At 41.4% G+C, this 21,395-nt stretch carries 19 protein-coding genes and 1 pseudogene; 16 read left to right on the top strand and 4 right to left on the bottom strand.

The window, feature by feature from the left end; genetic code table 11:
* Nucleotides 1-133: 133 nt before the first annotated feature.
* The 4 genes and pseudogenes from RCO25_RS32345 to RCO25_RS32330 all read left to right on the top strand — a co-directional run.
* Nucleotides 134-682, top strand: a pseudogene (locus tag RCO25_RS32345) (copper resistance D family protein); the annotation flags it as partial.
* A gap of 71 nt (nucleotides 683-753) precedes the next feature.
* Nucleotides 754-1,431, top strand: a complete 678-nt coding sequence (locus RCO25_RS32340; RefSeq protein WP_309000182.1) for a DsbA family protein — start codon at nucleotides 754-756, stop codon at nucleotides 1,429-1,431.
* A gap of 20 nt (nucleotides 1,432-1,451) precedes the next feature.
* Nucleotides 1,452-1,865, top strand: a complete 414-nt coding sequence (locus tag RCO25_RS32335) for a disulfide oxidoreductase (RefSeq protein ID WP_309000181.1) — start codon at nucleotides 1,452-1,454, stop codon at nucleotides 1,863-1,865.
* 71 nt (nucleotides 1,866-1,936) lie between these two features.
* On the top strand, nucleotides 1,937-2,998 hold the full coding sequence (locus RCO25_RS32330) for a flavin-containing monooxygenase (RefSeq protein WP_374992211.1): 1,062 nt from the start codon (nucleotides 1,937-1,939) through the stop codon (nucleotides 2,996-2,998).
* 220 nt (nucleotides 2,999-3,218) lie between these two features.
* Here the strand turns inward: RCO25_RS32330 and RCO25_RS32325 are convergent, their stop codons facing one another.
* From RCO25_RS32325 to mntR, 3 genes are all read right to left on the bottom strand, one after another.
* Nucleotides 3,219-5,108, bottom strand: a complete 1,890-nt coding sequence (locus RCO25_RS32325; RefSeq protein ID WP_309000179.1) for a copper resistance CopC/CopD family protein — start codon at nucleotides 5,106-5,108, stop codon at nucleotides 3,219-3,221.
* Between the two features lie 76 nt (nucleotides 5,109-5,184).
* A complete protein-coding gene (locus RCO25_RS32320; RefSeq protein WP_309000178.1) occupies nucleotides 5,185-5,391 on the bottom strand; it encodes a PCYCGC motif-containing (lipo)protein in 207 nt (68 codons plus the stop codon).
* A 564-nt stretch (nucleotides 5,392-5,955) separates the two neighbouring features.
* The gene (gene mntR, locus RCO25_RS32315; RefSeq protein WP_309000177.1) at nucleotides 5,956-6,381 is read right to left on the bottom strand and encodes a transcriptional regulator MntR; all 426 of its coding nucleotides are present in this window, start codon (nucleotides 6,379-6,381) and stop codon (nucleotides 5,956-5,958) included.
* Between the two features lie 536 nt (nucleotides 6,382-6,917).
* Here mntR and RCO25_RS32310 point away from each other — a divergent pair.
* The 4 genes from RCO25_RS32310 to tatC all read left to right on the top strand — a co-directional run bounded on the left by RCO25_RS32310 (nucleotide 6,918) and on the right by tatC (nucleotide 10,406).
* Complete coding sequence (locus tag RCO25_RS32310) at nucleotides 6,918-7,961, top strand: multicopper oxidase domain-containing protein (RefSeq protein ID WP_309000176.1); 1,044 nt, start codon at nucleotides 6,918-6,920, stop codon at nucleotides 7,959-7,961.
* A gap of 17 nt (nucleotides 7,962-7,978) precedes the next feature.
* Complete coding sequence (locus RCO25_RS32305; RefSeq protein ID WP_309000175.1) at nucleotides 7,979-9,178, top strand: ZIP family metal transporter; 1,200 nt, start codon at nucleotides 7,979-7,981, stop codon at nucleotides 9,176-9,178.
* A gap of 33 nt (nucleotides 9,179-9,211) precedes the next feature.
* Nucleotides 9,212-9,382 carry a twin-arginine translocase TatA/TatE family subunit gene (locus RCO25_RS32300; RefSeq protein WP_374992212.1) on the top strand — a complete coding sequence of 57 codons (171 nt, stop codon included), beginning with the start codon at nucleotides 9,212-9,214 and terminating at the stop codon, nucleotides 9,380-9,382.
* A 202-nt stretch (nucleotides 9,383-9,584) separates the two neighbouring features.
* Nucleotides 9,585-10,406: a twin-arginine translocase subunit TatC gene (gene tatC, locus RCO25_RS32295; RefSeq protein ID WP_374992210.1), complete on the top strand. Its 822-nt coding sequence runs from the start codon at nucleotides 9,585-9,587 to the stop codon at nucleotides 10,404-10,406.
* 215 nt (nucleotides 10,407-10,621) lie between these two features.
* Here the strand turns inward: tatC and RCO25_RS32290 are convergent, their stop codons facing one another.
* Nucleotides 10,622-10,963, bottom strand: coding sequence for a helix-turn-helix domain-containing protein (locus RCO25_RS32290; RefSeq protein ID WP_309000173.1), 342 nt, complete (start codon nucleotides 10,961-10,963; stop codon nucleotides 10,622-10,624).
* Between the two features lie 630 nt (nucleotides 10,964-11,593).
* Between RCO25_RS32290 and RCO25_RS32285 the strand changes: the two genes are divergently transcribed.
* The 8 genes from RCO25_RS32285 to RCO25_RS32250 all read left to right on the top strand — a co-directional run bounded on the left by RCO25_RS32285 (nucleotide 11,594) and on the right by RCO25_RS32250 (nucleotide 21,278).
* Entirely contained in the window at nucleotides 11,594-13,294 is a 1,701-nt protein-coding gene (locus RCO25_RS32285; protein ID WP_309000172.1) for a GMC family oxidoreductase, read from the top strand.
* Nucleotides 13,295-13,307: 13 nt separating this feature from the next.
* Nucleotides 13,308-14,003 (top strand): YheC/YheD family protein, encoded by a 696-nt coding sequence (locus RCO25_RS32280; RefSeq protein ID WP_309000171.1) that lies wholly within the window; start codon nucleotides 13,308-13,310, stop codon nucleotides 14,001-14,003.
* Nucleotides 14,004-14,046: 43 nt separating this feature from the next.
* Nucleotides 14,047-14,220 carry a hypothetical protein gene (locus RCO25_RS32275; RefSeq protein ID WP_309000170.1) on the top strand — a complete coding sequence of 58 codons (174 nt, stop codon included), beginning with the start codon at nucleotides 14,047-14,049 and terminating at the stop codon, nucleotides 14,218-14,220.
* 646 nt (nucleotides 14,221-14,866) lie between these two features.
* Nucleotides 14,867-16,261 (top strand): GMC oxidoreductase, encoded by a 1,395-nt coding sequence (locus RCO25_RS32270; protein WP_309000169.1) that lies wholly within the window; start codon nucleotides 14,867-14,869, stop codon nucleotides 16,259-16,261.
* Nucleotides 16,262-17,172: 911 nt separating this feature from the next.
* Entirely contained in the window at nucleotides 17,173-18,681 is a 1,509-nt protein-coding gene (locus RCO25_RS32265; protein WP_309000168.1) for a GMC oxidoreductase, read from the top strand.
* A gap of 360 nt (nucleotides 18,682-19,041) precedes the next feature.
* Nucleotides 19,042-19,323: a helix-turn-helix domain-containing protein gene (locus RCO25_RS32260; RefSeq protein ID WP_309000167.1), complete on the top strand. Its 282-nt coding sequence runs from the start codon at nucleotides 19,042-19,044 to the stop codon at nucleotides 19,321-19,323.
* Nucleotides 19,324-19,543: 220 nt separating this feature from the next.
* Nucleotides 19,544-20,542: an aminoglycoside phosphotransferase family protein gene (locus RCO25_RS32255; RefSeq protein ID WP_309000166.1), complete on the top strand. Its 999-nt coding sequence runs from the start codon at nucleotides 19,544-19,546 to the stop codon at nucleotides 20,540-20,542.
* Nucleotides 20,543-20,705: 163 nt separating this feature from the next.
* Complete coding sequence (locus tag RCO25_RS32250; protein ID WP_309000165.1) at nucleotides 20,706-21,278, top strand: hypothetical protein; 573 nt, start codon at nucleotides 20,706-20,708, stop codon at nucleotides 21,276-21,278.
* The last annotated feature ends 117 nt before the right edge of the window (nucleotides 21,279-21,395 follow it).

Here is a 21,395-nt window from a genome sequence, read left to right as displayed (position 1 = left end):
GATCAATTCTATGCTCACTCGATAGACCAAATCGCATCCTAAAATGCTTAATGACACGAGAAGGAGGACATAACTTATCCCTCAAAAATTCGTGTCTTGACAATGGGGGGCATTACATGGTTTCTTAAACTGGTTTCATCCAACGGCAATACTATGTATGACAGTAATAGCTGCATCAGGTTTTGTCTTGACTATCGGAGTCGCTCCAGAATATGTGAATGCATGGAAACTCTCTTATGGACAAGCCTTGCTGGTGAAGCATGTATTGATTATACCGTTAGTTCTATTCGCCATCATTAATGGGTTTTGGGTGAAAAGGAAGCTTCAAATGGATGATACATTTAATCCTCAGCCATGGGCTAAAGTCGAAAGTGTTATTTTAGTACTTATCTTTTCAATTACCGGCTTTATGAATCAACAACCCGCGCCTCATGACGTCTCAGACACGTTAAATGAATCTCCGGCGTCTCCATTGTTTTTATGGTTTACAGGGGGCGTATTAGATAAGGAGAAGGATTTAACTTTATCGTTGGACTGGTTAAGTGTTTTTATATTAATTGCTATTATGGTAACGATAGGAACCGCAATAATATCTGCTAAGCGCCGTCAAATAGCACAAACCTTCATTTGGGCTATGATAAGTGCTTTGCTTCTGTATTACGCTCTCATGTCGTCCGTTTAATAGGCCATCACTCATTAACTTCTATAGGAAGAGAAACTGTGTTGGTGTAAAATAAATTACTGAGGTGGAAAATGAACAAGAAAAACAAGAAATCGCGTAGTTTAGTCGTTTATACGTTAGTAGTAATCGTATTATTTGTGGCACTGTTCATCATAAATCAATTTTCAAAAAACAAAGATAGTGAAAATCAAACGACTGCTGAAGCCCCTTCTACGATTTCACAACCTGTAATGGGAAATGAAGATGCCAAAGTCTCCATTGTTGAATTCGGAGACTACAAATGTCCATCCTGTAAAGCGTGGGGCGAACAAGTTCTGCCTCAGCTAAAGAAAGATTATATTGATTCAGGAAAAGCAAAATTCTCGTATACCAATGTTCTGTTCCATGGCGAGGAATCCAAATTAGGAGCGCTAGCAGGAGAAGCCATATTAAAGAGTAATCCAGATGACTTTTGGAGTTTTCATAAAGCATTATTCAATGCTCAACCAGCAGCTAACCATGATGATCTTTGGATAACGGAAGAAAAACTATTAGAGGTTGCGAAGGTTTCTGTTCCGACACTTGATCTAGAACAATTCCGATTGAACTTCAAATCAAGTGAGAACCAAGAATCAGTAGATCTAGACCAAAAATTAGTGCAACAGTTCAATATTCAACAAACCCCAACAATTATGATTAACAATATCGTGATTAGTAATCCGCTCGATTATGATGCAATTAAAGTAGCCATAGAACAGGAATCGAAATAATTTGAAGAGGAGCAAGTGGAATGGGGATTAGGCAATACTCTTTGTATATGGCATGGATTGTAGCAGTCGTTGCTACGCTTGGTAGTCTTTACTTCAGTGAAATTAGAGGATTTATACCATGTGAGTTATGTTGGTATCAACGTATATTAATGTATCCGTTGAGTTTAGTTTTAGGAATTGCTGCTTTTTACGATGAATTTAAGATTAAGAAATATGTGCTACCATTGTCCATTATGGGAATTATTGTATCGACGTTTCACTACATGGAGCAAAAAATACCTGGATTTGCTGCAATTAAACCATGTACGCAAGGTGTACCATGTAATATAGCTTATATCAATTGGTTTAGTTTCGTTACGATTCCTTTCTTAGCACTTATAGCTTTTATTCTGATTACATTGCTTATGGTAATTAAGAGTAGAGAAATAAATTAGGAACTCACTCGACACATGCTCCTTGCTGGGCCGTCTCCAGATCTTTTGTTGAAATGTTGGGAGAGGTTTATGTGAAGCAATATGACGTTATCGTAATAGGCGCAGGACAAGCTGGTCTAGCCGTCGGTTACTATTTGAAGAAAATAGGTATTTCTTTTGTATTACTTGACAAGGGGAATGAAGTTGGTGAAGTGTGGAGAAACCGTTACGATAGTTTGGTTCTGTTTACGCCACGTTTTTATAGTTCGTTACCTGGATTGCCACTAAAAGGCGAAGAGAACGGCTATGCAACTAAGAATGAGATTGCCGATTATTTTAAAACGTATGCGAAATACAATGAGCTGCCGATTCATTTTAAGTCAGAAGTCTTGTCATTAGCCCAAACGGTAAATGGGTTTCATATTCAAACAAATCAAGCTGCTTATGAATCCAAACGAGTCATAGTCACTACTGGTCCATTTCAAAAGCCATTCATTCCTTCCATTTCAACAGGTTTGTCAGAAGATATCAAACAAACACATACAGCTCATTATCATAACCTATCAGAACTTAATAAAGGCTCTGTACTGGTTGTTGGGGCTGGAAATTCAGGCGCGCAAATTGCGGTTGAATTAGCCAAAGACAGAGAAGTTTATTTATCCATTGGTCATAAGATTAAGTTTATGCCATTGCTGCTTATGCGCAAAAGTATTTTCTGGTGGTTCGGGATGTTGGGTGTACTTAAAGCTAATATCCATTCTAAATTGGGTAAGTTCATAAGCCGACAACCAGACCCGATATTCGGTTATGAACTTAAAGAAATGATACGTGAGGGCAAAGTGAAACTTAAACCCCGAACGAAATCTATTGCTTCGGACAACATAACGTTTGAGGACAATTCCTCACTTCAAGTAAAAAATATTGTATGGGCCACAGGCTTTCATTCCGATTACAGTTGGATCCAAATAAACAATGCTTTAAATAAAAATGGAAAACCCATTCACCAAAGAGGTATTAGCCCAATTAAAGGAATTTATTTTGTGGGATTGCCGCGGCAATACAGAAGAGGTTCAGCGCTGATTGGCGGAGTTGGTCAAGACGCAGAATATATTGTAAATGTCCTAAGTAAAGAAATTCTTAATCGGTATTCTTAGATTAGCGTCTTGAGGGCACCAATCGGCTGCTCAAATTGATTTATAGTGAAAACCGAGCTGCATATAATTACTGACTTTAGACAATTCAGATCAATAAATTAATGGCATTGATTGCTTCCGAGCATAAAAAAAGGAACGTTTACGGCAACTGCCGTACAAACGATCCTTTTTTTATAAATATTTGATTTCAGTGGGTCTAAGAATCAATGAAAAGCTTCAATTATCCCTCTTTTTCAATTACAATTTCGTTAGGCATAGGACCTGGAACTTGGAGTGTAAATGGGGGGTATTGTATCGTTTCTCCGCTCTTTTTGATAACTTCAACCTCCATGTTATAAATACCAGCAGTGTGCAATAAATTTCCTGTAACTTTATATAACCCGTCTCCTAAATAGAATGCTTGGTTTGTTCCTAAGCTTCCTAGGCTGGTCTGTAAATTAACCTTTACAGATTGAACATCCGTATCATCGCTAAGCTGTATGGTTATGTCATTGCCACCTGGTTTTAATGGGTAAGCGTCTACTTTTGCTGTAACACCTGAAATTGTTTGTGTTCTTGGTGATATCCCCTGTAAGGCTTCTTCTGGTGACAGATCCACCAAAATTCCCGTAAAGAACAAAATAACAATAGCGATACCAACTTCGATTTTTATATTTTTGTAAAACACGAAAATTAATTTTTCAGTTAACTTTACGAGCAGTCTTCGCTGCCAAATTCCAAAGAGAATAATGATGAGGTACAATAAAACTTTAATCAACATCATTTGTCCCCAGTTACTTTCAATGATACTTACCGCACTGAAAGAAGGAACATAACTCAGCGACATGAATATCCCCGTAACCCCAGTTCCCACAAAGCTCAGCAGTGCCCACCTAGAAAACGTCTTTCCAGTTTCCTTTAGCCAAGTCAGTGGACTTTCTTTGGGTAACATGGCGAATAATGCAACTAATCCACCGATCCAGATCGAAGTAGTCAGAAGGTGTATAGAATCAAGTCCAATCGCCAAGAAGCCACCATAGCTCGGATCAGCAGAATGACCCGTAAACGCAAAGCCGAGAAGGGATAATAGAAGAAGTATTAGACGAAATTTCTTAATGGCTAAGCTTACGGCTACTAGACTTATCTGCAAGAGTGAAATCCAAACAGTGTTGAAACGAAGGAAATCATTCAAGATAACGTTGGGATGTTGCATTTTATAAATAAACATTTCCAATAAGAGAGAGGCAATACAGAATCCAAACAAAGCGTTAGAAATGATTCTCCAACGGAGGAGATTACCGTTGTTTTTAGCAATAATTAATTGAAAAAGAGTGCCTCCGAAGAGGGAAAGCAGCCCGAAGTAACTCAGCCAATGGATCACTTGAAGAATTCCTGATTGTCCCCATTCATTTTGGAGAGAAAGTTGACCATCACTTGTTATTGATGTGAATTCCTTGACTGCGAAATAGACGATATGGATGCCTGTGTTTTCGCCAATGCTGGGGTAGGATTGTATAGAATATGTACCAGCTGGCAATTCACTCTCAAGTTCAAGAATAAAATGTTTCGGATCGGCAGGGTCGACAACCGGTTTATTTGTTGGAACGATCTGCTGTTTATCATTTAACAATCCAAAGAAACGCATTTCAATTGGTTCGTTAAACCAAAGCTCGATTTTGTTTGGAGACACGTCAACGATGGTTCCGTCCGAAGGAAATGTACGTACGAGTTCTAATCGCTCAAACATTTCGTCAGGTGTAGACAATGCCATTTTTATTTCAAATGAATATTTTTCATTTAAGGAATGTCCATCCATGGCAACAACATCAATATCTACGTAGTATGTTCCCGATGACAGATCCTTTTGCAAATCTATATAAATGTGACGATTATCATTTGGGTCGATTTGAGGTTTTCCGATTTGCACCTCTGTCTTTTTTTCGTCTCGAACAATAACCGAGCTTCGGTGGATTTGGACGGGATCTTTGAAATACAAATCCACTTTTAAAGGTACTGACTCCAACACGGCATTTACATTTGGATTACGCTTTTCAATGGGTGAGTGGGCATGCGCAACAGAAATAGGAATGAGAATAAAAATAACAAATAAAAAGATCAGTCGCTTCAGCATAAATTCCTCCATATATTTCAAAATGCTCTAAAAAACCACATTTGCTCGAAGGTGAGTAAATGTGGTGGTTGACTAGTTATGCAGGCATTGGCGTATCTGTGGGATCCGCATAGCCTTCTTTATAAGTCACATCAATGTAGTTCCGAATTTCCTTATCTGACTTACTTTCCGATTTCATTTTGGCAGCAGTAGCCGCGATCTCAAGATATACACCACACCTTGTTCCGTGATCGTCCCATATGATGGAACCATCCTTGTTGACTTCTTTAATAAAGCAGTTCAAATTTCTCTTATGTTCTGCACTTTTACCGCAACCACAATATCAGGGTATCCACTGCAACAAGTCCGTAGCTTGCCCTGCGATTTGTTATACTAAACAGATCTTATCCATTTGATTATCCAAAAAGTTCGGCATTATTACATTTGCAGAAGCTTGTTCTCTTGTAAATCCCCAAGAGAATGTGACTGATGAGATTCTTCTTTGTTTGTACCACAAGCGGAAAGAAACAATTCCGAAATAATTAAATGTATAAGCTTTTTGTTCTCACGTTTCACCTCATTGAATTAGTTGTGACTAATATAACATATTAACTGAACAAAAATAGACCATTTGTGAAACGTTCAAAAATTCGTTGAAATGAAAAATTCTTTTTACATATAGAAGCAGCAAGTATATATAAAATAATTCTTAGGTAGAGTTGTTCAACAAGTGGAGTATATAAAAAGGAACGTTTACAAGGCAGTTTGCCTGTAAATGTTCCTTTTTTTGAATATAGGCTTCTAATGATTTTCGCTGCGCTGGCTTGATGGGTTAAACAGGTCCATTACTTGGTTTTCTTTCATCTTTTTAATTAGAGATAAGACGTTCACTGCTAAAGAGGGAAAAAGAATCTTGAATTGAAGGATGTTGTTTAATAAAGAGGATCCAATTTGACATATACATCACTGTGTTCAAACTAATATGGTGCTCAATACCATCGACTTCTCCCAATATATGTTTTTCTGGAACTCCAATTAACTCCAAAAATTCTTCAAGGATTTGGTGCTTCTTAGACATCGTTTGTGCAACTGTTGTACCTTTAGGTGTTAAGGTGATTCCCCGATATTTCACATAGTTCACGAACCCTTGATCCCCCAACTTTTGTATCATTCGAGTTACAGAAGAAGGCGATAAAGTTAAGTCTGAAGCGATATCCATAACTCTTGCATAACCTTTTTGTTCGATGAGCAAATAAATCCTCTCAAGATGGTCCTCCATAGAGGGAGTGGGCATTTCAAATCACACCTTCATTAGAACTTTTTATTTTATTCCATTTCACCTCAATTTACACTGTTTACATATATTCATGGATGGGAAAGCGTTGAAGAAAATGGTAAACAGCTTCAGTAAGACTTTATATATTTATCAAACAATTTTTTCCTCAGGCAAACATCTTTGCTCTTGTGAAAAGAATAATATTTTGTACAAAAATATGCAATAGGGAACTCAAGGATAAGAACGCAGGCTGGTTCTCAATGACAAGTGAAACAAAAAAGGAAATTACCACGACGAAATGTACTACCTACATAACCATAACCAAAATCATAATCATGGTAACCAAATTCAAGTAGATGTTAATCTACTTTGTCAACAAATTCGAAAGGAATTGAAAAAACACTTTACAATGGGCATTTATTATCATATATTTATTTGAGAGAAATGTTTACTTAGGTAAACTTTTTGTCCCTAGGTGAAATAAATTTTTTTTATTATTTTTTTTGCCTGAAGGCAAAATATTTTCCTTATTCAAACACGGGAGTGATTTTAGAATGTCTCTTAATCAAAAACGAGATCTATCAAGAAGAAGCGTGTTGAAAATAGGAGCTGCAGGTATTTTGGGTGTGCTAGGAAGCAGCTTCCTAAATACAAGCGCATTATTTGGCAAAACGGCGAATGCCATGGGGAAGGAAGAAACGAATCATGCCCTTCATAATCAGTTGAAGCATGGCATGGCGCATGGCTATGACCCAGGCACCGATTCCACTCCGGGTTTGGAAGCAGCGGTTAAGGCATTAACTGCATTTGACTATGGTGTAGTTAGCAAGTCTCTTGATGGAAGAACAATAAGAGAGTACAGCATTATCGCATCGGAGCAGGAGGTCGAAATCGCCAAGGGGATTAAGTTTCCGGGATGGACGTATAACGGCACTATTCCAGGACCGACAATTCGCTGTACGGAAGGCGATATCATACGAATAAAGTTTGGCAATGCTTCGTCACACCCGCATTCCATTCATATGCATGGTATCCATCCGACGAATATGGACGGCTTGGAGCCCGTTGCCCCAGGCGATGAATTTGTATATGAATTTGAAGCGAAGCCTGCCGGCTTGCAAATTTACCACTGCCATGTACCGCCGTTAGTGAGACATATTCATAAAGGGCTTTACGGTAATTTCATTATTGACCCTAAGAAACCGCGAAAACCGGCAAAAGAGATGACGATGGTTATGAACGGTTTCGATTTGGACTTGGACGGCGAGAACGAGGTATACACCGTAAACGGCTACGCATTCGCTTATCAGTCCAAACCTATAAAAGTGAAAACAGGAGAACTGGTACGTATTTACTTAAGCAATTTGACGGAGTTCGATCCGATTAACTCATTCCATTTGCATGCAAATTTCTTTAACTATTATCCGATCGGAGCAGACCCGGATGCGCGTCCGCTGTTTACGGATATCGTTATGCAGTGCCAAGGTGAAAGAGGCATTATTGAAGTTACGTTCCCTACACCAGGGAAATATATGTTCCATGCGCACCAAAGCGAGTTTGCTGAGCTTGGATGGATGGGATTCTTTGAAGCCGAATAAAAAAGGAGGAGTATCATGTGCAAACTGAATTGATGACAAAAAAGTCAAACAAAGTATCCGTTTGGCTGCTGGGAATATTGCCTTTGCTCCTGCTCGCAGGCATGATCTATTTTATTGGCAAATGGGGAACAGGCGTTGAAGAGCAGGTAGCTGCGCCAATCGAAGTATTAAATATTGAAAGAATCATTATGAATGACAATGGATTCGAGCTTCGTGTTCTAAATTCTGGACCTGAGGAGCTGACGGTTGCGCAGGTTGCGGTCGATGACGCTTTCTGGAACGTGACCTATTCACCTAGCCCAACGATTAAACGCTTTGAAAGGGCTACCGTGTCTATCCCGTATCCGTGGGTAGAAGGAGATCCGCATGAGATCAAGCTGATTACGGAAAACGGATTGATTTTTACCGGTGAAGTAGCAGCTGCGATGAAAACGCCGGAAGCGGATACGAATCGTTTCCTGCAGTATTCTTTAATTGGTTTTTATGTAGGCGTTGTGCCTGTCGGACTTGGCTTGTTATGGTTTCCGTTCATGCGCCGCTTCTCGTCCAGAGGCATTCAGGGCGTATTGGCGTTTACAGTTGGTTTGCTTTTCTTCCTGGCAGTCGATACCGTTCAAGAAGGAATGGAGCTTGGCGCGGAAGCGCCCGGCATCTTCCAAGGCACCGGACTCGTCTGGTTCGGGGCGCTGCTTAGCTTTTTATTTTTGATCGCAGTAGATCAAGCCAGCGCGAAAAAATCGAAGCTTAACGGCGATAGCGGCAAAAGGGTAGCCTACAAAATTGCCGGGGGGATCGGGTTGCACAATCTCGGCGAAGGGCTCGCAATCGGAGCCGCCTTCGCAGCCGGCGAGGCAGCGCTCGGAACGTTTCTCATTATCGGCTTTACACTCCACAATATTACGGAGGGTGTCGGTATCGCCGCGCCGCTGCTGAAAGCAAGACCGACGTTAAAGACCTTTTTGGCCTTGGCCGTTATGGGCGGAGGACCAGCCATCCTAGGAACCTGGATCGGTGGATTTGTGTTTAACCAGACATTGGCGGCATTGTTCTTTGGCATAGGCGCCGGCGCGATTGCTCAAGTTATTTATGTCATTTTCAAAATGATCTTAAGAGATGCTAAGGATGCTGGTACGCCTTCCATTTCATGGATTAATTTCGCCAGTATAACGATGGGTATCATAGTGATGTATGTAACGGCACTTTTGGTTAACTTCTAATCGGAGCGAGTATAGGGGGAGATTCATTTGCCAATGAATATAGGTGTAGCAGGGATCGTATTGCTTGTAATATTAGGCTTGCTTCTTTTTGGACCATCCAAACTGCCTCAATTGGGGAGAGCCATTGGAACGACATTGTCGGAGTTTAAAAGTGGAACAAAAGGATTAATTGAATCAGATGAAAAATCGGAGCATTCAAAGTAAAATAGAGAATAATGGACAGCAAAAAGCCGATAGAATACCTCTATAGGCTTTTTGTTTTGTTATTGTAAGTTAAGACGCTTTTTTCTTTCAATTAATATGGTCAAACTAACTAACTTAACAAATATGGTAGCTCCCATATCAGAGAGAATAGCAATCCATAAAGTGAGCCAGCCGGGAATGGTAACGAAGGAGGTGAGTGCAGGTGGGAACGGAAGCAAGCAACAAATCGGAGCAGATATCACGTAAAGCACTTCTTCGCGAGGAAGGGCTTATGCCGCTTCTAGAGCATCTCGGAGAGCTGCGGAAACGGATCGTCTACGTGCTAATTATATTAACAATAGGCTTAGTACTCGGAGTCATACTCGCGCAGCCTACCTATAACTTTCTAATGAGCCAAAAGCCAGCAAATTCGATTTCCTTACATACGTTTTCGCTTTGGGACGGAATCGGCATGTACATGAAATTCGCGTTTGTTATCGCCTTGATTTTGGCACTGCCTGTTATTACTTATCAGCTATGGGCGTTCGTCAAGCCGGCTTTGCGCAAGAACGAGCAGCGTTCCACACTGAAATACGTTCCTTTCGCTCTTATCATGTTCTTAATTGGATTGGCATTTTCATATTATGTCGTGTTTCCGCTGGCGTTCAACTTTACAAGAACAGTTTCGCAGCATTTAAACCTTGAGGAAACGTATGGCATCGCGCAATACTTTACGTTTATGTTTAACTTAGTCATTCCGATATCGCTCCTATTCGAGCTACCGCTTGTCATTATGTTTTTAACGGCCATTCGTTTAGTGAATCCGAAGCGGCTTCGCAAAATGCGTCGCCTAGCCTATTTCATAATGGTACTTATCGGAGTTATGATCACGCCGCCGGATTTCATATCCGATATTTTAGTGGCAATCCCATTAATCATTTTGTATGAAATTAGCGTGTTTCTATCCGGAATGGTACACAAAAAGCAGCTTGCGGCAGATGCCAAATGGGAAGCTGATTTCGGAGAATCGTATAATAAGGCCTAGAAGGAAGAAGGGGAAAAGTGCATACGATTTTATTTTAGAGAGAGCTTTAATACACCAACTAATTGACTTGAATAGATGTTTCAAGGAAGTCAGGTAAACCTTAGTTACACTTAATGACAATAAAAAGGCTCCTGCTGCTGCAGGAGCCTTTAATTAAACATGAGGGAATAATACCACATAAAACGGACTTTTTTAAGTTACTTATTCAAATCTTGCTACTCAAAGAGCTCGTTTAGAAATAACTGCACTTTTTTTAAATCACTTTTTTTCATCGAAGCCAGTTTCTCATGAATGCTATTTAATAAGACGTCTATATCGTTATTTCTGTAAATAGTAAGTTTCGAATATGCAAATAAATCGTGAATAGAAACACCATGCACTTCAGCAATTTTCTGCAAATTGATAAGCGTAATATTCTTTTCTGCTCGCTCAATCCCGCCTATGTACGAGAAGTGCAAGCCGTCTTTTTCGCCGAGCTCTTCTTGAGACAAACCCATTTGTTTTCTTAGATCCCGAACGCGTTGACCGACTATTTTAAGAACCTTTGTCTCCATCATTACACCTCTCTTTTGAACTTGCCGAAAAGCAGGGGGAGTGGCAGATTCCGGCCCTTAATAAACTTTGCTGGATATTGAACAACCAAGTGATCGTTTTTGAAATACAGGATTGTTGAACAGTGCTGTTTCAGATGGGAGAAATCTAAAGTATCGGGAGCCGTTTCCTTAACAGCAATGAAATAATTTAATAACAGATCAGGTAAGATAAAACATTGTAAGCGCTAACAAGCATGAAGTTATTGTGGGTGCTTTAATGTTCTGTTTTATCGTGACGATTCGGACATGTTTTAAATTAGGTTCATTTGGGTAGGTGCCGTGTTGCAAGTAGATTTCTCCCCATAGACTGTCGTTGTGTCGATATTTACAAATGTAAGAAAATTCTAAAAAAAAGCAGATTATGACTTAATTAAGCTACTCGGCCCCCACTGGGAGGCTCAATTGCAAGATGCAGCCTAATTCATTCACAGCTTAGATTTTTCTTTGACAAACGAAGTACGGATAGGCTGGGAGAAATCATCGCATAAGGGCATCGACCCAGTGAGATATGTCGCTTCGTGCGCCCAAGATGAAAACATGCGTAATAGCGAGAAAAACGGAGAAAACATTAATTCTTAGAGGGAAGTGAATTTAATGGGCATTCGGCCTCCTGTAAATGAAACTTTCGATTATATCGTGATTGGTGCTGGAACCGCCGGAGGTGTGCTCGCCAAAAAATTAACGGATGACAAGAGAACGTCCGTTCTAGTCCTTGAAGCAGGAACGAATTTGACGGCTCAGTTGAGCAGTCCGGATGTTTTAAATGCCATTTTTTTGGCCAGCGATAATAAGTTCTCCTTCAACCTTTTATCTAGAACCGAAACCTCCATTCAACGGCAGCTTATTACGGTGAACGGGCGGGTCATTGGCGGAAGCTCGGAGACTAACTTTATGTTTGCTGTCCGCGGGAGCAGAGAGCTGTATGATGAATGGGCAGCTCTTTCCGATAACGAGCACTGGAGCTACAACCAAGTTCGTCCACTGTTTAAAGCAAATGAAACGTATACGGGCGAAACGCAAGATCCGAACGAAAGGGGGAGAAGGGGCCCCGTATTTGTTAGACAACAGCATATTCCCCCGAAAGGAATCATCGAAACGGTGACCAATGCAGCAGCAATGATATTAGATATTGACATTGTTGAGGACTACAACACGGGCGTAAGGGACTGTACTTTTTACTCGAACCAATTTATCCAGAAGGAGGTTGGAGGTACACTTACCCGTTCATCGACCGCAACAGGATATTTAAACAGGAGTATTGTGACTCAGGGCGATGAGTTTCAACCAGATGAGTTCGGGGTCGGTAAGAGAAAGCTTGTTATTCTAGCTAAGACAACTGTAAACAAAGTATTATTTATGAAGAAGAATCGGCAGATGATTGCCATCGGGGTTGAATATGTCAGGGACGGTGTTTCTTGTAAAGCATTTGCCCGAAAATGCGTTATCGTTTCTGCAGGATTATTATCCTCCGTAATCCTTCAACGATCAGGGATTGGCAGATCCAGTGATTTGATTAACGCAGGAATTAAACCTTTGATTGAAAATCCGAATGTGGGGTACAATCTTCAAACTCAAGCATATGCCGGTCTAGGAGTCAGGGTGGATACGTCCCAAATTGTTCCGATTTTTGCGACCGATCCTAATCAACCTATTAACTTTGGTGCTTTTAAAGCAGAGCATAAGAATAGTTTGGAGGGCCGCCGTCTTCAAATTCAAGGAGCCCCTGCACCAATCTTTCTTCCTACTCCGGTAGTGGTTAGCAATGGGTGGGAGCTGGATTTAACCAAGCCTACCAATATCATGAGTTTTGGCATTATCGACCTCAACCCAAGCAGCAAGGGAACAATCATGGCCTCCCACAGCGATCCCGAAGCCCTTCCATCCTTTTCCTTCAATCCGTTACAGCCAGATACGAATGATCTGGATTATATGGTGGATCAATATATCAACACTTATAATATTGTTAAAGAGGCCAGAAAAAATAACAGCGGCATTCACGAAGTGGTATTTCCTCCAGAGCAAATCTTCACTATATCTGATGAGGCTGAAAAACGTGAGCAGCTTGGGAATTATGTCAGAGCATCTTATTCGAATTTCTACCATTATGGCGGGCAATGTAGAATGGGAAGGAATATTCGCGAAGGGGTCGTGAACGGATTCCTGAATGTCTTCGGTACCAAAAATCTGAAAGTCGCCGATCTTTCCGTCTCTCCTGTTTTACCGGATGGCAACACTTCCATTCCTGCTCAGATGATCGGATTAAATGCGGCACGATTTATCCGAGCAAATCATTAAGGGGGGAAAATCTATGAATGCTCGCCCTCAAAACAAGTGGGTCAAGTTCAAGGTGTTGAAAGACACGAAAAAGTTTGACCGGTATTTGCCGGAAACCCAAAGATTTTCTCGGAAGTCTTTATGGGATTTTATGAGGAAATACGGAACTGTGATGCTTAAGCCGTATCTCGGTAAATCCGGGTACGGCATCATTCAAGTTTCTCCATTAGAAGAGAATCGGTATGTGATACAAAATGAAAACAGAAAAATCATTTTGGACGGTAAGCGAGCTTTCCTTGGTCAACTTAAAAAAATGACCCGCCATTCAAAATATATTGTACAACGCCGTATATGTTTGGCTGAAATAGATAAAAGACCGTTTGATATAAAAGTGCTTGTACAAAGAAAAAAACAATTGTCATGGAAAGTAAGCGGTATGCTGGCGGTAGTAGCTGAAAGAGACTATGTTGTTACGAACGTTTCCAGAACAATACTTCCAATTAAGAAAGCGATTGCGCAAACACTCCTGAAGCCAACTCCAACAAAAAAATTGTTAAAGAGCATAATAAAGGTCTGTTTATTGGCGGCAAAACAACTAAGTGATTATTATCCGTCACAAAACATTATTAGCTTTGATATTGGTTTGGACCACAATGCCAAGGTCTGGATCATTGAGGCGAATTTTAAACCAAGCAAGAAACCCTTTTTAATTTTAAAAAAAGGAAAGTGATTGGGAAGCCGAAATCGTAAGAAAAAACAGTTCAAGATTTACGTTGATCGGTACGTATCAAAGTAAGCGTCAAATAGCCCATTATCCTGATTTCGGGATAAGGGACTATTTGACGCTTACGCTCACGGCAGCGGAAGCACGTAACGGGGATCGCAAGGCACAGCAGGCGCCGGCTGTCACCTATCGCCGAGTGAACAAGGAGGACGGCCATGTTTGAGTCCTTCAACGATCTTGGGCGTTCGCCGTTCTCGCGGGACGTACCGACAAAGCGAACTTGGAACAAATTCAGCTGCAATAAACTTATATAAGTCATTGGGGCATGAGTTAATCGATCTTCATTTACTTATGGTAAAGGATATTTTGTGAGTCGGATATCATTACGCTAGCGTGTACAAGATGTAGCAGCGGAATTTCCTGTGATCTGTATGTATGGGATATCTAAGCATGAATTGTATCGGGGATTCATCTATCGGTCTGGATCAATAGCTTGTTACGCTAAACGGGAGTTTAATTAACCGCTTTGAATAGGTGGTTTTTAGTTGGTTGGAACGATAACGAACTTTATTAAATGACCAATTTGTTAATTTTGTGAAAATCCCACTGACACCTGAAAAGGTAGCTTCTTAATGCAACGCTAGTGATATTTTCATTATGTGTCATATGAGTAAGATTGTGACCTTCGGCTAGTGACCTAATAAACCGTGGCATTGATGGGCATACGCAAAAAAGAACATAAAAATAATTGGCTGGAAATATTCATTATATAAGATCGTCAGTAAAGGGCTGAGAAAATAATGAGAATATTTATGCGAAACAGAAATCTAACCGGCATCCCTTCTTGTCCCCCACAGGTTACAGGGAAATTGCAGGATCAATTTATTCCACTAAGTTCATTAGATGAAATGGCTGGAACGGATTATGATGTGATCGTCGTTGGAACGGGGGCGGGCGGCGGGGCGGCAATCTGGAGGTTATGTAAACAACTGCGGAATACCGGTAAAAAAATCGGTGTTGTGGAAGCAGGACCGATCTTGTTACAAACCCATGCTTATAACCTTCCTACACTCAGATTTGATGACTATTTTTTAAATCCAAAAATTTCAAGGCACATTGGCAATCTCCTTCCTGACTTGCCTGGCGCTAGAGAAGTAATTGGTCTTGGAGGCATGAATTTGTTCTGGGGCTTGGCAAGCCCTCGCATGTTCATTTCCGAATGGTTGAATTATCCTATAGATCGAAATGAATTAGAGTTATATTACAATATCGCCGAACAGGAAATGACCGTCACAAAGACGAAGTATCCGCTTTCCGATTCATTCCTTACCCGTCTATGGGAGGGTGGTTTTCCCGAAGCCACTATCACTCCGCGGGCAGAAAATCTAGAACCTGCCCAATATGGCCCTGTCGTAAATTTCAGTTCCATTTCCTTTTTAGGCTCAGCCTTAATGCAGCGTCCGTTCGATTTGGCGATTAATGCCAGAGCCGTACAAGTCCTTACGAATCAAGGTAAAGTCAACGGCATTAAGGTAATGACTCCTGAGAAAAAAGCTTATGAATTAAAAGCAAAAAACGTAATCATTTCAGCAAACGCTTTTCAAACCCCTCGCCTCTTGCTTTCCTCCGGGATAAAAGGAAGAGCGATCGGTCATTTTTTAACCATTCATTCTTTTTTGACATCCAGTTTCCAAGTGAATCAGCCACAACGTAATGCCGGGAATAGTTTGCAAACGGTTTCTCTTCTGATTCCGCAGACGGAAAAAGAAACGAATCAAATCCAGTTTGGCATCTCAGAGAGATATAAAACACTCGATAACGCTGCAGAATATCATGCTAGTACATGGTCTTTTGGCAAGGTGGAGTCCCGTTATGAAAACAGACTTTTCCTGGATCCTAGCAGAAGAGATCATTACGGGGTCCCAGAGATTCAAGTTCATTTTTCTTTCAGTGAAAAAGATAAGTCTATCATTGCGCAATTGACGGATCGTTTAAATAAAGCTGCTTCTGTCTTAGGAGCAAGCAAGCAGCCTGAAATCTGTATAGCTCTTCCCGGAAGCGACTTTCATGTAATGGGAACATGCCGTATGGGAGATGATCCGACTACCTCGTCAACGAACCGCTTCGGTCAAATTCACGGCGTGTCCGGTCTCTATGTCGCTGACAACAGTATATTACCAACAACAGGAGCTGCCAATCCGACATTGACTACAGTTGCACTGGCGATTCGTACGGCGGATTATGTTACCCGGCAATTGGATTGACCGGAGGCTGAATGAAAGATATATACAAAAAAACCTGATGATCAATATTCTTGATCACATCAGGGCTTAATTCAGTCTCATATATAGCCATTATTTATCTCATTTATTGATGAATCTTAGTATTTCAGACGTACACTTTTAGATTAGCAAATACATAGACTGTCGTTGGTCGTTAAACTCCCTTGGTACGATAGTTTAATTAACCGCCTTTGACCAGGCGTTTACAAAATGACCAATCTATTAAATTGGTGAGAACGCATGCGGGTAGCTGAAAAACGGCTTCTAGCAATGCGTTTTATTTAGTTTCAATTCCATAAAAAACTTTTACTTAACATTTTAATTCAATTGTATAATTTAGCTAAATATTTCGGGTGGGAGGAGGGTTACCCCTGAGACCATTGATAAAAATAAAAGGGCCATCGATACGTATCTCATTGAAATATGAATGTGTGGGAAGTGGACTTAGCTACTAATCCACTTCCCTTATTTAAACGATTTAGTGGTCATCTTCACCATCAATCTTTGGACAGTAGACATCGTCAATTTCTGGCCATGTAAGGACGGCAGTAACAATTTACAGCTCCGTCTACAAAGACAGCGACGACAATCTGCATATTATCGCGATCAACAAAAACTTCGATTATGCGATGGACGCTACTTTCTCGATTGGCGGACCGACGCAGTATCATTCAGCGGAGGTATAGGCGTTCGACGAACAGTCCGCAAATTTCGGAAAGAGAAGGAGTGACCGGCATCGCCAATAATCCGCTCACGTTAACATCCCGAAATTGACGGTAGCCCATATCGTGCCGACGGAGGATAGCGGAATGTAAGACAAGTGTCGCAGAATATAAATAGGTTGTGGCGCAGCCTTAATATCCAGCATTCCGGAAGTGAGAGGATGAGCAACAATGTACGATTCGCGCCAAAGCAGAGCAGCGGTGCCTCCCTATTTCCCCGAGGGAACGGATCCGCAATGGCTGCCGTTAACGCCCCTGGAGAAAATGGCTCAAACGGATTACGACGTGCTGATCGTCGGAACCGGCGCAGGCGGCGGAGCCGTACTGTGGAGAATATGCGAGGGATTGAAGGATAGCGGCAAGCGAATCGGCGTCATCGAAGCCGGAGATCTGCTGCTGCCGACGCATGGAATGAACCTGCCAACCTCCGGCTGGGCGCTTAGTTCCATAGGGAATCAGTTTTTCCCGATCGGAGATTTTTTGCCGCAATATTCGGCTGCTAGACAATTCTTTGGGCTGGGAGGAAGAACCTTGAATTGGGGCATTGCCGCCCCCCGGATGCATAGGTCCGATATGATTCATTGGCCTGTACCTCTCTGCGAGATGGAGAAATACTATAAAATCGCCGAGCAAGCGATGTTCGTAAGCCATGCCTTCGCGGAAGGGTCAACCCTATCGGAAATAACGATTAATCGCCTTTGGCAAAACGGTTTTCCCGAATCCGTCTATCTCCCTATGGCTGCCGATCTTGCTCAAACGAAATATGGCGAGCTGCATTCTAACGTCTATTTCAGTTCCATCCTATTTCTGGCCAGAGCATTGAAGCTGCGCACCTATGATCTGGCCGTGAGAGCCCGGGCGATTCAGATCGTTACAGAAAACGGAAAAGCGGCGGGCGTAAGAGTGGTTAGTCCCGATAAGAAGTGGTATGATCTCAAGGCGAAGACGGTCGTTTTATCGGCAAGCACCTTAGAAAATCCGAGGATCCTGCTGAATTCGGGCATTCAGGGCCATGCAATCGGTCATTACCTGACGAATCATTCCGGCGTAGAAGCGTGGGGAAGGATAAACAAAGAGCAATTTCCCGAAATAGCGGGAACGCTCGCTCTATTGGTTCCGGGTACCGAATTCCGTCCTTATCAAGTACAGATTCAGGGTTTTATTAATGGCGGCTACCCCTTCTATCCTTCTGTGTATCATTACAGTATTGATAAACCTGTAAGTGACATCTCGGAATACGTCATGTGGGCGTTCGGCAAGGTGGAATCCCGATTCGAGAACAAGGTCGGCTTGAGTCCCAGCCTCCGCGATGAATACGGGGTGCCGATGATACAGGTCGATTTCTCCTACAGTAACCGGGATCTGGAGGTCATCGGGCAGATGTCGCAGGCTCTTATTCAGGTTTCAGAAGCAATGGATGCCCCGATCAATATAAAGGACGGCAGACTTGACATTTCCAATTGGATTCCGGGTCGCGATTTCCATGAATGCGGAACCTGCCGGATGGGCGATAATCCATTGACTTCAACAACGAACCGGTTCGGTCAGGTGCATGGCGTCTCAGGTCTCTATGTTGCCGATAACAGCGTTCTGCCCACACTGGGAGCAGCCAATCCTACGCTCACGGCAGTTGCACTGGCTATCCGAACGACAGACTATCTGATTGAGCAGTTGAAATAAACGGACGAAGCAAGCGGGCCTGTCTCAAAAGGTCATGAAGCGACCTGAGAGACGGCTCTGTTTTTTTTCTTAGGAAAATGTGATTTCTTGTATCAAGTAAGATGTGGTCTCGTTAAGCAATTATCCGTTTTCTTGATTGAGACTCCTTAGAGAAAAAAATTCCTTGAAATATATTAGTGAGAAAAAGATGGTTGCTAACTGGCAGCCATCTTTTTAGTTTGTTTCAGACACCGCGGTGATCTGTAACATAAGTTAAAGTGCAAATACATCAATTTGTATCCTAAACCTTTATGTACAAATCCAATACCAAACCAGGGTGTTGGATTTGTTCGTATTCTGCAATGATATGGACTTCCTAATTTGTCTATACTGGGAGTAGATACCAGCACGCCAGCAGGCAAGCTTTATTTCTATTATGGCTGGCTTGGCGGAAATGAGGTAGAGACGATTCGAGAGAGTACCCAGGCCGGCTTACAAGCCGCTCGGGCTCGAGGTAGAAAAGGAGGAAGACCGCCATTGGATAAGAGCAAAGTTGAAATGGCGTTGCTTCTGTATGACAGTCGGAAATATACCATAAAAGAAATAACTGAGCAGATCGGAGTGTCTAAAGCAAAGCTATATCAAGTTCTCAATGTCAGGTAATGAATAGTTCACGAATCAAAGAAAAAGTATTAGACAGGTACGTCATTAAGCTCCCATGGAAGAACGCAATTACTTCCATTATCTGTGGTGTCGCGTGAGTGGCATGGATGGCTAACGGGCAGGAGAACGCAATAGCCACATAAACCTGTATGTGTAGGAATGGAAAAAGATAGACTAAAGTGCCTACCAAAATAAAAGGTCCTAAAAAGGTGAGTGAAGAATGAATCCTCTTCAAATTAAGAGCTTATGTAACGACTTAGGGTTTGGGGAGATAGTTGTTGCTCCTGCAGCGTTATCAGGCGGTTTATTACATCGTATGTATGCAGTACAAACCACCTCAGGTAGATATGTAGTCAAAGCGTTAAACCCGGAAATTATGAACAGACCAACGTCCATGCAAAACTTCATCACTTCAGAACGTATTGCCAATCATGCTGCAAACTATGTACCTGCATTACCGGCTAAAAAGTTCAATGGTGCCTCTATCCAACAAGTGGGTGACCAATTCTGTCTTGTATTCGATTGGATAGATGGCAAAAGCCTAAAACCCAGTGACATAAATGCGAGCCATTGTAAAAAAATGGGTGGTATTATTTCGTCTCTACATATGGGGGATTTTTCAGATCTTGGGATAGCAAATAATTGTTCAGAAGATCGTCGACCAACCGATTGGAACTTCTATTTGAAAAAAGGACAAGAGATTAATGCCGAATGGACAAATTTATTAGTAGAAAACATTGAAATGCTTAGCAACTGGAATGCCATAGCAATAATCTCAGCCAAACAACTTTCTTCGGACATGGTTATCAGTCATGGCGACTTAGATCCAAAGAATGTTATGTGGGATAAAATCGATCCAATTCTTATTGATTGGGAATGTGCTGGATATAGAAACCCTAAGCAGGACTTGATTGACACAGCTATTTATTGGTCAGAAAATGAATCGGGTGAGATTTACAAAGACAAATTCTTAGCTTTCATAACTGGCTATAAAAGAACAGAAGAACAACTCCAATCAAACTGGAGAATGATATTGGCGAGTGGATTTTTAGGGAAGTTGGACTGGCTAGAATATAGTCTAAAGCGGTCTTTATGGATTGATTGTAAGGAACAAGAAGAACAGAAAGCTGGGACTGAACAGGTTGCAGGAACCATAGCATCTATTAGGCGTTATGTAGAGATGATTACTGAGATTGAAGGCTGGCTAAAAGAAATCTAAATTACTTGGTCGTTACGATAACGGGTACGATAATTGAATCAAGTCACGATGGCAGTCGGTCAGACGATCGGCTGCTTTTTCTGGTTAAAGTAACGGTGTATTGTGAAATATTACGAAAAGGTGGGTAAGATATATAAAAAATCACGAAAGGTGTTATAACTACATGTGGAAACTAAAACAAATTATTACACTGTTGCTATCAATTCACATCATTTTAGGACAAGAATTCGTTTCAGCTCAAGAACCACTTGAAGAATTACCTTTGAAAATGGGTTATAAATCGATTGAAGATGCAGTTTTAGAATGTGAAGAACACTTTGGGCGTGATATAAGATTACCGCTCAAATTACCCCCGATTGTTTTCACTCATCAGTTCGGTAGGTGCAATAATTCAGTCGGTGAAAATAATGATGAACTTGAAATCGAGTTTATTAGCGAACTTGATAGTGCTAACCATTATTTAATTTCGGTTCGACCAGATAGCAATAATAAAAAATTCCCTCCGAAAAGGAATGTAGTAAAAATATACAAACTTAAAGATAACAGTAACGCTTTTTACGGAACTCTTGGTAGTGCCTTCGATTTTTTGTCATTTGAAAAAGCAGGGTGGCATTACATTTTAAGTGTGGATCATCGGGCTGCAGAAAAAGTTTCACCTGAAAAATTAGTTGAGATTGCAGACTCAGTGATAATAACGTACCCTGATCCATCCAAAGAAAACCCATTATTACGCTAACGGGTACGTTGCTATGAACGTTTTTGTCAATACCTCGTACTTGCATTAACCGAAACACTAGGCGCGGGGGCAAATAAGCGAGCGACGGTCGGCACGCTGCTATCCGTGGGTTGGTTA

The organism is Paenibacillus sp. LHD-38, assembly GCF_031157315.1.
Classification (GTDB): Bacteria; Bacillota; Bacilli; order Paenibacillales; family Paenibacillaceae; genus Pristimantibacillus.
Note: the sequence above shows the minus strand (reverse complement) of the source record. Positions and strands in the feature narration are given on the sequence as shown.

Coding starts and splice junctions, on each gene's coding strand:
- RCO25_RS32255 (WP_309000166.1), top strand. CDS start 19,544: ATGAATCCTCTTCAAATTAAGAGCTTATGTAACGACTTAGGGTTTGGG.
- RCO25_RS32285 (WP_309000172.1), top strand. CDS start 11,594: ATGGGCATTCGGCCTCCTGTAAATGAAACTTTCGATTATATCGTGATT.
- RCO25_RS32265 (WP_309000168.1), top strand. CDS start 17,173: ATGTACGATTCGCGCCAAAGCAGAGCAGCGGTGCCTCCCTATTTCCCC.
- RCO25_RS32300 (WP_374992212.1), top strand. CDS start 9,212: ATGAATATAGGTGTAGCAGGGATCGTATTGCTTGTAATATTAGGCTTG.
- RCO25_RS32335 (WP_309000181.1), top strand. CDS start 1,452: ATGGGGATTAGGCAATACTCTTTGTATATGGCATGGATTGTAGCAGTC.
- RCO25_RS32340 (WP_309000182.1), top strand. CDS start 754: ATGAACAAGAAAAACAAGAAATCGCGTAGTTTAGTCGTTTATACGTTA.
- RCO25_RS32325 (WP_309000179.1), bottom strand. CDS start 5,108: ATGCTGAAGCGACTGATCTTTTTATTTGTTATTTTTATTCTCATTCCT.
- RCO25_RS32280 (WP_309000171.1), top strand. CDS start 13,308: ATGAATGCTCGCCCTCAAAACAAGTGGGTCAAGTTCAAGGTGTTGAAA.
- RCO25_RS32290 (WP_309000173.1), bottom strand. CDS start 10,963: ATGATGGAGACAAAGGTTCTTAAAATAGTCGGTCAACGCGTTCGGGAT.
- mntR (WP_309000177.1), bottom strand. CDS start 6,381: ATGCCCACTCCCTCTATGGAGGACCATCTTGAGAGGATTTATTTGCTC.
- RCO25_RS32310 (WP_309000176.1), top strand. CDS start 6,918: ATGTCTCTTAATCAAAAACGAGATCTATCAAGAAGAAGCGTGTTGAAA.
- RCO25_RS32250 (WP_309000165.1), top strand. CDS start 20,706: ATGTGGAAACTAAAACAAATTATTACACTGTTGCTATCAATTCACATC.